The 12,776-nt window shown below is 55.5% G+C and carries 9 protein-coding genes; 7 read left to right on the top strand and 2 right to left on the bottom strand.

Translation table 11 applies throughout. From position 1 onward, the window contains the following. The first annotated feature begins 142 nt into the window (after nucleotides 1–142). From FJM65_RS06760 to FJM65_RS06745, 5 genes are all read left to right on the top strand, one after another. Nucleotides 143–793, top strand: coding sequence for a peptidylprolyl isomerase (locus tag FJM65_RS06760; protein WP_140620755.1), 651 nt, complete (start codon nucleotides 143–145; stop codon nucleotides 791–793). A 3-nt stretch (nucleotides 794–796) separates the two neighbouring features. Then, nucleotides 797–1,708: an SDR family oxidoreductase gene (locus tag FJM65_RS06755; protein WP_140620754.1), complete on the top strand. Its 912-nt coding sequence runs from the start codon at nucleotides 797–799 to the stop codon at nucleotides 1,706–1,708. A gap of 151 nt (nucleotides 1,709–1,859) precedes the next feature. Beyond that, complete coding sequence (locus tag FJM65_RS06750; protein WP_140620753.1) at nucleotides 1,860–3,512, top strand: sodium-dependent transporter; 1,653 nt, start codon at nucleotides 1,860–1,862, stop codon at nucleotides 3,510–3,512. Between the two features lie 6 nt (nucleotides 3,513–3,518). Continuing rightward, nucleotides 3,519–3,677: a hypothetical protein gene (locus tag FJM65_RS21185; protein WP_181163658.1), complete on the top strand. Its 159-nt coding sequence runs from the start codon at nucleotides 3,519–3,521 to the stop codon at nucleotides 3,675–3,677. A 9-nt stretch (nucleotides 3,678–3,686) separates the two neighbouring features. After that, nucleotides 3,687–4,622 carry a ComEA family DNA-binding protein gene (locus FJM65_RS06745; RefSeq protein WP_140620752.1) on the top strand — a complete coding sequence of 312 codons (936 nt, stop codon included), beginning with the start codon at nucleotides 3,687–3,689 and terminating at the stop codon, nucleotides 4,620–4,622. Nucleotides 4,623–4,980: 358 nt separating this feature from the next. Here the strand turns inward: FJM65_RS06745 and FJM65_RS06740 are convergent, their stop codons facing one another. Both FJM65_RS06740 and FJM65_RS06735 read right to left on the bottom strand, forming a co-directional pair. Then, nucleotides 4,981–6,072 (bottom strand): alpha/beta hydrolase family protein, encoded by a 1,092-nt coding sequence (locus FJM65_RS06740; protein ID WP_239022861.1) that lies wholly within the window; start codon nucleotides 6,070–6,072, stop codon nucleotides 4,981–4,983. Between the two features lie 155 nt (nucleotides 6,073–6,227). Further along, a complete protein-coding gene (locus tag FJM65_RS06735; protein WP_140620751.1) occupies nucleotides 6,228–7,514 on the bottom strand; it encodes a MutS-related protein in 1,287 nt (428 codons plus the stop codon). A gap of 177 nt (nucleotides 7,515–7,691) precedes the next feature. Between FJM65_RS06735 and FJM65_RS06730 the strand changes: the two genes are divergently transcribed. Further along, entirely contained in the window at nucleotides 7,692–11,636 is a 3,945-nt protein-coding gene (locus FJM65_RS06730) for an AAA domain-containing protein (RefSeq protein ID WP_140620750.1), read from the top strand. 210 nt (nucleotides 11,637–11,846) lie between these two features. Continuing rightward, nucleotides 11,847–12,689 (top strand): SdiA-regulated/phytase-like domain-containing protein, encoded by an 843-nt coding sequence (locus tag FJM65_RS06725; RefSeq protein WP_140620749.1) that lies wholly within the window; start codon nucleotides 11,847–11,849, stop codon nucleotides 12,687–12,689. Nucleotides 12,690–12,776: the final 87 nt, after the last annotated feature.

Below are 12,776 nucleotides of genomic sequence, written 5' to 3'. Positions count from 1 at the left end.
GGAAAATAATAATACGGCTGTAGCCAACGCAACGGCTTATTAAAAAGCTGTAAAGTATAAAGAAGTGCGAAAAAGGCTTAAATTTGAAATCCTGCTGCCCGCAGTTGGAGCAAACACCTACTAAAACTATCTATACAGAAGCATGAAACTACTGAAGAGAACAGCGGCTGCCGCGCTGCTTGCCCTGGTGCTGCCGCTGGCGGTGCTGGCCCAAAAACCGAAGGGCAAAGACCAGCTCGTCACTATCTCCACGCCACAAGGCGACATTAAATTGGTGCTGTTCGACGATACGCCGCAGCACAAGGCCAACTTCCTGAAGCATACCAAGGAGGGCTTTTACGACGGCACCACCTTCCACAGAGTAATAGATGGCTTTATGATCCAGGGCGGCGACCCGAACTCCAAAGACGACAACCCGCGCAACGACGGCGCCGGCAGCCCCGGCTACACGGTGCCTGCCGAGATAAACCCGGCGCACAAGCATGTGCGCGGCGCCGTGGCCGCTGCCCGCCAGGGCGACTTCGTAAATCCGGAGCGGGCCAGCAGCGGATCGCAGTTCTATATTGTGGAGAACCACGACGGCGCCCCGATGCTGGACGAGGTATACACCGTGTTCGGGCAGGTGGTGGACGGCCTGGACGTGATAGACAAGATTGCCGAGCAGCCAACCGACGGCCGCGACCGCCCCATGACAGATATCAAAATGAAGGTGACGGTGGAGAGTGTGAAGAAGAAAAAGATCGCCAAGAAGTATGATTACAACTACAACACCCAAACCCTGGAAAAGAAATAACCTATGAAGCGCATACTCATAACCGGCTCCAATGGGCTGCTGGGCCAAAAGCTGGCCGAACTGCTGCTACCGAAGCAGGATATTGAAATACTGGCCACCAGCCGGGGCGAAAACAAACTGGCCGAGCTGTACCCTACGCTGCCGTTCCGAAGCATGGACGTGACTAACCCGCAGCAGGTGGAGCAGGTGGTAAGCGAGTTCCGCCCGACGCACATCATCCATACCGCCGCCATGACCAACGTGGACCAGTGCGAGAGCGACCGCGACGGCGCCCTGCTGCTGAACCGCGATGCCGTGCAGTACCTGGTAAATGCCTGCGAGAAGTATAACGTGCACCTCATCCACGTCAGCACCGACTTTATTTTTGACGGTGAGGCCGGCCCTTACGATGAGGAGGCAGAGGCCAAACCGGTGAACTTCTATGGCGAAACCAAGCTGATGGCAGAGGAGATCGTGAAGAAGGCCACATGCAAGTGGGCCATCCTGCGCACAGTGCTGGTGTTTGGCGTGGTGCACGACTACGGCCGCACGAACATTGTGCTGTGGGTGCGCGATAGCCTGCAGGCGGGCAAGGTGATAAAAGTGGTGACCGACCAGTACCGCACCCCCACGCTCGCCGAGGACCTGGCCATGGGCTGCTGGCTGGCCGCCGAAAAAGACGCCGAGGGCATCTACAACATCTCCGGCTCCGAAATGCTCACCCCTTACGACATGGCCATGCAGGTAGCCGATTACTTCTCCCTGGACAAGTCGCTGATCGATAAAGCGGACGCCAGCACCTTCTCGCAGCCGGCCAAACGACCGCCGCGCACGGGCTTTATCATCCGCAAAGCAGAGACTGACCTGGGCTACCGGCCGCATACTTTTGCAGAGGGCATCCGGGTGGTGGCAGAGCAGGCGGAGCAGCTGAGGTAATTTTATCGCCATAACATTAAAAATATCTGATTTTTAATGCAGCTATCCGAACCATTACCTATATTGTATCCTTAAATTTCAGCCGATTAAGACAAAATCACCAACCAACACCTAAACCAATCTAAACTAACTAAACACTTCTACCTTATTTATGAGTGCTAACAAAGAATCCTGGGGCTCACGCGTCGGGCTTATCCTGGCAATGGCCGGTAACGCCGTAGGTCTCGGTAACTTCCTGCGCTTCCCGGTGCAGGCAGTACAAAATGGCGGTGGCGCCTTTATCATTCCTTACCTTGTGTGTTTCCTGGTAATGGGTATTCCCCTGCTCTGGATAGAGTGGTCGATGGGCCGCTTCGGGGGCAAGTTCGGGCACCACTCCACGCCGTTTATTGTGGATACCATGCACAAAAACCGCCTCTGGAAGTACATTGGCGTGTTCGGCATCTGGACCAACATTGCCGTGGCCTCTTACTACTGCTACCTCGAGTCCTGGACCCTTTCTTACGTGATGCACTCGCTGGCCGGTACTTTCTCCGGGTTGGACCAGGACGGCGTGGCCGCCTTCTTCAACGAGTATGTTTCCATCGGCAAGTCTACGCTGGGCATCCCTTTTGAGCCGATCGTGTTCTTTGTGCTGTGCCTTCTGCTGAACACCTGGATTCTGTCGCAGGGGCTGGCTAAGGGCGTGGAGCGCGTGGCTAAGATCGGTATGCCGCTGCTGATCGTCTTCGGCGCTTTCCTGGCTTACAAAGGCTTTACCGTAGAGCAGGGCGTGGACGGTGCCATCAGCGATAGCGCAACCGGCCTCAACTTCCTCTGGACTCCGAATTTCGACGAACTTTGGTCGCCAACCGTGTGGCTTGCCGCTGCCGGGCAGATCTTCTTTACCCTGTCGGTAGGTATGGGTACGGTGCACTGCTACGCCTCTTACGTTCGCTCTAAAGACGATATTGCCCTCAACGCAATGTCGGCGGGCTGGATGAACGAGTTTGTGGAGGTTGTGCTGGGTAGCTCTATCCTTATTCCAATCTCTATCGGTTACCTCGGCATCGACCGCGTGGTGGAGCTGGTGCAGATGGGTGGCCTGGGCCTTGGCTTTAAAACGCTGCCTTACCTGTTCTTCCAGTGGGGCGACGTGCTGGGCGCAGTGGCTGGCTTCATGTGGTTCGGCCTCTTGTTCTTCGCCGGTATCACCTCCTCGCTGGCCATGGGTACGCCTTGGATCGGCTTCCTACAAGATGAGTTTAATTGGAGACGCAAGCCTGCTGCCTGGTCTTTCGGCCTGATCGTGCTCATCCTGGGCATGCCAACCGTACTGTTCTTTAAGTATGGCGTGTTTGATGAGTATGACTACTGGGCCGGTACCGTATCACTGGTAGTGTTTGCCTTGTTCGAGACCATCCTGTTTGCCTGGGTGTTCGGCATGAACAAAGGCTGGCGCGAGATTACCTCTGGTGCCGATATCCAGGTGCCGTACATCTACAAGTACATCATTAAATTCGTGACGCCGCTGTTGCTGCTGTGGGTGTTCGTGGGATCGCTGGTAACGCCAAAAGGCGGCGACTGGGCCAAGGCCTTTGCCGGCGACTGGGTGCTGGACGACAGCTCGATCATCAACAAGATCAAAAATGTGAGCCTGAAGCGCCAACTGGCCGAAGCCACCGACCCTGCCGTGATACAGCAGCTGCAGGACACGCTGTTCTTCGTGAATGCCTCGCGCATACTGTTGGTGGCCGTGTTCCTGAGCATTGCGGCGCTTGTTTATGTTGCGTATAAAAAAAGAGTTAGAGAAGGAAGAATTTAAGAAACTATGAATACATCTGCACTTGTTGTGATGCTCGGAACCATGTTACTGGTTACCGGCCTGATGATATACTTTTTCATGCGTGTGCTGAACACGCCACCGAAGCCGGAGCCCGACTCATACCTCGACAACGACGATGAGCCGGAGCGGCAGGTAAAACCGTAGAGCTTATACATGAATAAATTAAGGCACTGGATACGCAGAAACTTTGGCTTTTCGCAGCGCGAGGTAAATGCGTTTCTGGTGCTACTCACCTTACTGGTGCTGCTTTCGGCGGCACCTTTTCTTTTTGGCCTCTTTTATACTTCGGAGCCAGAGCTTACCAGCACCAAAGACCGTCAGCAGCTCGATAGCCTGGTAGCGCAGCTGGAGGAAAGGCAGCCAGAGCGAACCGCAAAGTATACAGTGCCCACGGTGGCGCTGCGGCCTTTTAACCCCAACCACCTGACGGTGGAGGAGTGGCAGGCCTTTGGCTTACCGAAATGGCTGGCGCAGCGCATCCTGAACTACCGCAGCAAAGTAGGAGACCTGACCTACAAAGCAGAGCTGGGGCGTATCTACGGACTGCCGGATTCTGTTTTTCAGCGGCTCTACCCCTACATCAATTTGCCGGAGGAGCGCCCATCAAAGTATAAACGCTCTGAAAGTATAGCCTCCCGCCCCACGCCACGGCCGGAATGGAATACCGGAAAACGCGAGAAGTTTATACTTGCCCCCTTCAACATCAACACCGCCGACACCACCCAGCTAAAGCAGATCAGGGGCATTGGCAGCAAGTTATCGGCACGGATTGTAAAGTATAGAAGTGGCTTGGGCGGCTTTTATAGTATGGAGCAGTTGCGGGAGGTGTACGGCCTTCAGCCGGAGGTGGTGGACAGCCTGCACAAGTATACCTTCGTGCCAAAGGCCAACATGGTGGAACAGCTAAGTATAAATACCGCCACTGCCGATGAGTTGCGGGCGCACCCCTACCTCTCGCCAAACGTGGCGCGGGCCATTGTGGCGTACCGCGAGCAGCACGGCAAGTATGAAAAGGTAGAGGATGTGCGGCAGGTGAAGCTGGTAACGGCGGAACTGTACGAGAAAATCAAGCCGTACCTGGCGCTGTAGGGGCTTTAATTAGTAAATCCTCTTAAAGCGCAAGCTGCAGCGGCTTGTTAGAATAAGGAACCTCCGCAGTGCTGGGCCCAAAGTATAAACCCACCCCTTAGAGCTACGCTCACTACCTTCGAACTCCCGTTCTCGATAGTATAAGGAGGGGAATTTCTGCGGACGATTCACCCACCCTAGCCCCTCCGAGGAGGGGAATTCACCTCACCCCAGCTCTCATCTTTGTCGAGGGCCCCCACCCCGGCAAGGAGGGAACGTAGCGCGATGCCCGAAAGAGGTTACCCTAAAGCATTTCGGAAAGGCCATCAAAGCCCGGCATCAGTGAAAGTATAATGATAGTTTTTACGGGACCGAAGATTTACTGCGGCGGGCTTGCCGGCTGTGGCTGCTTCTTCTGCTGGTCGTTTAGCCAGAGCAGAGTGGAGTTGTAGGCCATGTCGTGCACACCCACATACAGCACCAGCCGCACGTTATCGGATTTACGGCTGAAAACTACCTCCGGGTCACCTGGGCCGAAGTATGGGTCGGATGCCTCGCCCTGCAGGCTTTCCGGTATAGCCTGCTCCTTTACAATGTAATCCATCTGCTCCTGCGAGATAGTGTCTGCCGGGTTAGCCAGGATGTTGAAGGCGCGGATGGAGTGGCTTGGCGGCACCAGCAGGTCGTTAATGCCGTGGGCCAGGAAAATAGGAACCTCTTTGGCTTGCTGCAACTGCGTGCTGGGGCTGCGGCGCTTGCCTTCTTTTTCGGCAGGAGTCCCCTCCAGCGGCTCTCCGCCCAGCGCTGCCGTAATCTGGCTGTTGTAGTGGCGGTGCGGGTAATTCAGGTTAAACTGGAACCACTCCGGGATGTCGAACACGGGCACCCAGGCGGCCACGCCGGCCCAGATGTCGGGGTGGCGACTGGCTGTTACCAGCGCCGTCATAGCGCCGCCCGAAGAGCCCACCAGGTACACCCGCGACGAATCGACGTTGGCGTGCTGCATGGCATAATCCACGGCATCCATGATGTCCTGAATGGCTACGTCAGAGGCCATGGCCTCCGGCGTTTCGAACACGCCGCGGTAGTTGGGCTGTATAAAGGCCCAGTCATACTTCTCGGCCCAGAGCGCAAACGGAATAGAGGGCACCTGCAGGTATCCGCTGCTCCAGCTGTGCAGCAGCACCAGCAGCGGCTTCTTGCGGCTCGACTTGGACTCATAGAAAAGGGCCGGCTCGGTTTTACTGTCCAGCGTAGACTTTATCTGCACTACTTCAATACCTTTCAAGTGCTTTTTCCAGTCATCCAGGCTCTCGTCGCCCACTTTGCCGGGATATTGTTTGGTGGTAGTGTATTGGCTCATGCGCTCAATGGGCGGGATGGGCTTGTCCTGGTTGCAGCCAGGCAAGGCAACCCACAGCAGGAGCACGAGCAAAACAGAAAACGGGTGGTGGCAGAGCTTCATTCGCATTGTTTTAAGGGCATAAAAATACAGCTTGGGGCCGTTTCTAAAACAAACTGGTTCAAAAGAAAAAAGGTTATGCGTGCTGGCGCGGAACAAAGCATCGCGCTATTCTAAAGTTCAAGCTGTAGGGGCGTGAGGGTTATTGATGGGTGCTGGCGTTTCTACTGTTCCGTCAGCAGCTGTCCTAAACCTTCTTTCTCAAAAAGTATCTTGCCAATTTTCAGGTCAGACCAGCCTTCCTGTAGCCTGTAAGAAAAACGAGGGTAGCCATGCTCCAACTCGCAGGCTATGTTATACTTCCGGATGCCATCGGGGACCAGATTGTCCTTTAGCTGCAGCAGATGAGTGGAGATAAAGAAGTAGGAGTTGTGATACTTGGTAAGGCCGTTCACGGTGGTGCGGGTTATGTCCAGGGCATCATCAATGTTAGTGCCCCGGAAGATCTCGTCGAACACGGCAAAGCACTTTTTGCCCGCGTTAGCCTCCAGCACCACGGCCTTCAAGTTCTGGATTTCAGACATAAAATGGCTGTAGCCGCTGCGGAGGTTGTCGTTGGCGTTGATGATAATGGCGATGGTATCGAAGAACGGAAGCTCGCACCTGCTGGCCGGAACGCCCAGGCCTGTATGCGCCAGGTAAACGCATAGCCCGACAGACCTGAGCAGCGTAGACTTGCCCGACATGTTTGGACCCGTTAAAAGGACCACGTTCTCCTGCGGGTGCAGGTATAAGCTGTTTTTAACAGGGTTCTCCAGCACCGGGTGGTAAAAGTCTTCCATGGCAAAGTCTCCTTCGGAAAATACCGGGAAGCATAACTGGTGGCGTTCCACGCCTTTGGCCATGCTCCAGAAGGCCTCAAACAAAGAGAAACTCTCCCAGAAAGTATGGACCTCGGTAACACGGAGGCCAGCCAGAACCTTGCTGAACTTGACTAAAGCAGAGACAGAAAATTTATTCTCCCGAATAAGATAAGCATTGGCAGTAAGCTGTAGCTTCTGAAGGAAAGCGGAGATTGCCTTGACCTGCTGCTGAAACTTCTCCGGGAAGGCGCTCAAATCCAACCTCGAAAAGTAGTTTGTCTGCAGCCTGTGAAACAGCAGGACTGTTTGTACAGCTTTGGCTCTTAGCCTGTACCTTTCCTCCTCCGAAGTATAAAGTTTGAGAGTAGCCTTAAGCCGGTTCTGTTCCACCACAAGCCGCCGCGTGGCAACATCATCCAGGAAAGTATATACCTCCCGCACATCCAGTCGTTGGTAAGAAAAATCACCAATAGCAGCCCAGTTTGATATGAAACCTTGTAGAATACTTTGGCGGTAGTATACTTCCTCCAGGGTGTCCGGCACCTTCAGCATTGTCTGTCGCAAAACTTCTGCTGCATGATCGCTGATGGTGTAATCGAACAAGGGCAGTATATCCTTTTCGAGGCTAAGATCCTGTACCTGCAGCATATGATGTGTTTGTCTTCTTGCTTTAAAGTAGTGCTTTTTTATGAATATTGATAGATAAAGATGTAGGAGTATTATCCTTTATACTTTCGCTTCCCTTCCATCTCAACCTAAATCCTGCTAACTTGCTTAATGGCTTAGACTTTCCGGCCACTTCTTTCGTTAACGGGGCAGTACATCATGAAAGACATCCTCAAAAACTATAGACGCAGGCTTCTCAACCTTGGCTCCGGCAACAGAGCCCTGGTATTGCTGCGCCTGTACCGGGAGCTGCACCTGGATGTGGAGGCGCTGGATTTTGTGAACGGCAAGCCCGCCTTTGAGGTGCTGGAGAAGCTGCTGAGCGGTAAGAAAAAGATAACCCTGAGCCCTTACGCCGATAGCCGCCACGCGCCCGTAGCCACGGTGAGCCGCCGCCTGCGCTTTATCAAGCGCAAAGCCGAGATGATCTTTGAGGAGCGCGGCAGCCGGGAGTTATATTTAGGCTGGCCCTTTGTGCACGGCAAGTTCTCGGATGGCACGGCGGTGCGCAGCCCGTTGCTGTTTTTCCCGGTGAAGCTGCAGGTAAACGCGGCGCAGGAGTGGGAGCTGCAGCCCGACGAGGCGCAGCCGCCGCAGTTCAACCAGAGCTTTCTGCTGGCCTACGCGCATTACATGGGCACGCCGCTGGCCGAGGAGCTGCTGGAGCTGGACCTGAGCACACTGCCGCAGCACCCGCTGGAGTTCCGCACCAAAGTATACGAACTCTTAAAAGAGCAGCAGCTAAGTATAAACGCCGGCCGCGAGTTCTTCACCGATAAGCTCAAGCGCTTTACAGACTACAAAAAAGCCGAGTACGAGGCGGAGCAGAAGCCGGGGCAGCTGTACCTGGAGCAGGAGGCGGTGTTGGGCATCTTCCCGCAGGCCGCCTCTTATTTGCTTTCGGACTACGATGAACTGCTGGAGCAGGGCGATCTGCAGGAGATGGAAGGGTTGTTCGGCACGCCTGAGGTAAGTATAAACGGGAGCACGCAGGCGCAACATACCTTTACCGCTTTTGCTATGGATGCGGCGCAGGAGGCGGCACTGCAGGCGGTAAAGCAGGGGCAGTCGGTGGTAGTGCAGGGGCCGCCGGGCACAGGCAAATCGCAGCTTATCTGTAACCTGGTGTCGGATTTCACGGCCAGGGGCAAAAAGGTGCTGGTGGTGAGCCAGAAACGCGCCGCCCTGGATGTGGTGCACCAGCGGCTGTCGCGGCAGGGATTGGGCGCTTTCGCCGCCCTCGTGCACGACATCAACGCTGACCGCAAAGCTATCTTTAACCAGCTGCGCGAGCAGATAGAGCGGCTCGACGAGTATAAAAAGCAGAACCTGGCGCTCAACAGCATCTACACCGACCGCACCTTTTTGGAGGTGAGCCGCGGCATCAACAAAACCCTGGAGAAGCTGCAGAACTTCAAAGCTGCCCTCTTCGACATGAGCCGCTGCGGCTGGTCGCCGAAGGAGCTGTACCTGCGCAGCAGCCTGCAGCAGCCGCACATCCCGCTCAACTCCTACTTTAAAAACCTGATGGCCGAGACCGTGGCCGAGTTTCTGCCGCGCCTGCGCCAGTACTTGCTTAAAGCTATACCCTGGCAGAAGGAGGATTTTGCGTGGAAGGAGCGCCGCAGTATGGAAAATTATACTTTTCAGGAGCGGCAGGAGCTGGAGCAGGTGATCGAAAAGCTGCCGGAGGAGCACGCAAGGCTGCAGCAACGCATCGACGACCTGAGCGGCCATACTTTTGCGCTGGAGAAGCTGCCAGTTTATACTTCAGCGGTAGAAAAACTCGTGAAGCTGCAGGAGCTGCTGGCACAGGGGGAGGCGCTGCAGGCGCTACAGCCCTTGCTGCAGCGGCAGGCGGAGCCAAAGGAACTGCAGAAGCAGGTGCTGCGGCTAAAGGAATTATACTTGGTGTGTCCGGCCCCGGATGCGGCCATTGCCACCGAGGACCTGGTTTCGGTAAAAGCCGCCTTGGCAAAGTATGAGGAGCAGCAAAGGCAGCTGTTGGGGCGCCTCGGCTGGGTTTTTGCCCCCGAGAAGCAGTTGCTGAAAAAAGCGCTCGCCAAGTATAAACTGGAGTTGGATGAGGCGGGCGTAGGCGAGCTGCAGCGGCGCCTGGTGCTGCGGCGGCAGGCCGTAGAGCTCATGCAGGACATCAACCAAAGTATAAAACTTGGCCTGAAGATAACCCAACACCCGAGCGAGGTGCTGCAAAAGCTGAAAGCGGTGGAGGAGGCGATACAGGCTCAGAAACTGCTGCGCCAGCTGCACAAGGAAAAGGTGCTGCACGAGAAGCTGTTGAGCATCGTGCAGCTACCGGAGCACCTGCAGGCGCTGGTGCAAAGTATAAACGAGGCCGAAGGAAAGTATAACCAGTGGCTGAAGTGGCTCACGGAGGGGCAAATTACGCGGCTCACGCAGGACGAAACGTATAAACAGGCGCTGCTGCAGGAGCTGCCGGAGGTGTTTGAGCATTTGGTGGCCTTCGATGCGCTGCTGACTTCGTTTACCGGGCCCGAGCGCAAGGTGGCGGAGCTGCTGCAGGAGCAACACATAAAAACGGCGGAGGAAGGCGAGAAACTCCTGCTCAACAGCCTGTACCTGGCCTGGCTGCATGAGTTGGAGGGGCAGCACCCCGAGCTGCGCATGCCAAGCAACGGCGAGCTGGAGCGGCTGGAGGAAGAGTTGCAGCAACTGCTACAGCAAAAGCAGGAGCTGAGCCAGGAGATCGTGCTGTCGCGGTTGCGGGAGCAGGCTTACAAGGATATCGAAGTGAACCGCCTCGGCAACCCCGTCACGTATCGCCGCCTGCACGCGCAGGTCAGCAAAAAGCGCAGCCTTTACCCGCTCCGCAAGCTGTTCGCCATGTTCTCGGAGGAGATGCTGGACCTGATGCCCTGCTGGCTGGCCTCGCCCGAAACCGTATCGGCAGTGCTGCCGCTGGAGCGCTGCTTTGACCTAGTGATCTTTGACGAGGCCTCGCAGTGCTACGCTGAAACCGGAATACCGGCCATGTTGCGCGGCAAGCAGGTGGTGGTGGCCGGCGATGCGCAGCAGCTGAAGCCATCCGATATTTACCGCGCCCGCTGGAACGGTGCTGAGGGAGAAGACGAGGTGGAGGAGCTGTCGGCGGAATCCTTGCTGGAGCTGTGCGGGTTATACTTGCCGCAGACCATGCTCACGCAGCACTACCGCAGCCGCTACCCCGAGCTCATCGAGTTCTCGAACCGCTATTTCTACAAAAACAAGCTAGAGCTGATACCGGAGCTGCTGGACGCCAACGCGCGCCAGCCGGCTATCAGGTTTGTAAAAGTGCACGGGCTTTGGCAAGATAACCAGAACCTGCCGGAGGCGCAGCGGGTGGTGGAGCTGGTGCTACAATACCTGCAGGCAGGGCAGGAGGAGCTGGGGGTGATCACCTTCAACTATAACCAGCAGATGCTGGTGCAGGACCTGCTGGAGGAGGCGGCGCAGCAGCAGAACGTTACCATACCTGCCTCGGTGCTGGTGAAGAACATTGAGAACATCCAAGGCGATGAAAAAGAGGTGATCATACTTTCGGTGGGTTATGCGCCGGATGAACGAGGGAAGATGGCCATGCAGTTCGGCAGCCTGAACCAGAGCGGCGGCGAAAACCGACTAAACGTGGCCGTGACGCGCGCCAAACAGCAGGTGGTGGTGGTGAGCAGCATCCGGGCAGAGCAGCTGCAGGTGGAGCATACCACGCACGCCGGCCCGAAGCTGTTGAAAGATTACCTGCACTACGCCCAGCAGGTGAGTCGCCGCTATTTTGAGTATGAGCCCAAGCACGAACCTATGCCTGCCCAGGTGCCGCTGCTAAAAGAAATCCTGGCCCGGCAGGTGCCCAACCTGAAGCAGGAGCTGCCGTTTGCCGACTTGACAGTGGTGAAAGAAGCCGCCTACCAGGGCGTGGTGCTCACGGATGACGATTTATACTACAGCGCCCTCTCGGTGCGCCATACCCATGCCGACATCCCGCAGCTGCTGCGCCAGCGCCACTGGCCTTATAAGCTCATCTACAGCCGCCAGTTCTGGGAAAACCCTGAGAAAGCAGCATTGGAAGTTAAAAAGTTAAAAGGTTAGAAAGTTAAAATAGGAAACGTGTTCCTGGCGCAAGCGTCCGCTTGTGCCTTGCTTTGCAAAAGCAACTAATCGTGCCCGGAAGCTTTGGCAAGTATAGAGCGATATTTTTGGGCACAAGCGGACGCTTGCGGCAGAAGCTGCTTACTTTTATACTTTCCCTATCCAACTCCGTACAAACCTTCTAACTTTTTAACCTTCTAACTCAGATCAGTGCTTTACAAAATCTTCACCGTCTACGTCTATTTCCAAACGCTATTCTGCGGATGCGGGCCCGATAGGCGGCAGGGTGATTTTGAGCGGCCGGACTTTAAGTATAAGCTGGAGAAGGTGGCGCGGCTGGGTGAGCAGATACAGGAAAGCTCCGGCCTGGCGCATGCCCCCGACAGCACCTACTGGACCCACGGCGACGGCGGCACGCCAGCTGAGCTATACCGGTTTAACCTGGATGGGGAGCTGCTGCAAACCCTGCCCCTGGAGCTGCAGAACCATGATTGGGAAGAGCTGGCCGAGAGCAAGGCACAGCTGTACATCGGCGACTTCGGCAATAACCTGAACAACCGGCAGGACCTGCAGATCCACATCCTCAACAAGCAAAACCATACTTTATCAGGCACTTTATACTTCTCTTTCGAGGACCAGACAGCCTTTCCGCCGGACAAGCACAACCAGCGCTTCGACCTGGAGGCATTTTTCTACTACCAGGATTCGCTGTACCTGTTTACCAAGAGCCGCGGCAGAGAGAAGCAGCTGAAGCTGTATACTTTGCCGGCGCGACCGGGCACATACGTGGCGCGGCTACAGGAAAGCCTGCCGGTAAGCGCCATGGCCACGGCAGCGGCCCTCTCGCCAAACCAAAAGCGGTTTGCCATACTTGGCTATGGCAAGGTATACTTTTTTGAGGTGCAGAACGGCAGCATCAACCTGAGTGGAAAGCACTACTGCCTGCCGGTAGGCAAAACGGGACAAGCCGAAGCCATACTTTATACTTCCGACAACCAACTCCTCATCACCAACGAAAACGGCAAGCTGTTCCGGCTGACGCTAAACCGGTAGCAGGAGGCCAATTCTCCTGCATCGGCAACAAATAACAATCTACTATATTAAAACCGCCGTACTAAGGGTATAAACTCATCAAAATAA

The organism is Pontibacter mangrovi (genome assembly GCF_006385705.1).
Classification (GTDB): domain Bacteria; phylum Bacteroidota; class Bacteroidia; order Cytophagales; family Hymenobacteraceae; genus Pontibacter; species Pontibacter mangrovi.
Note: the sequence above shows the minus strand (reverse complement) of the source record. Positions and strands in the feature narration are given on the sequence as shown.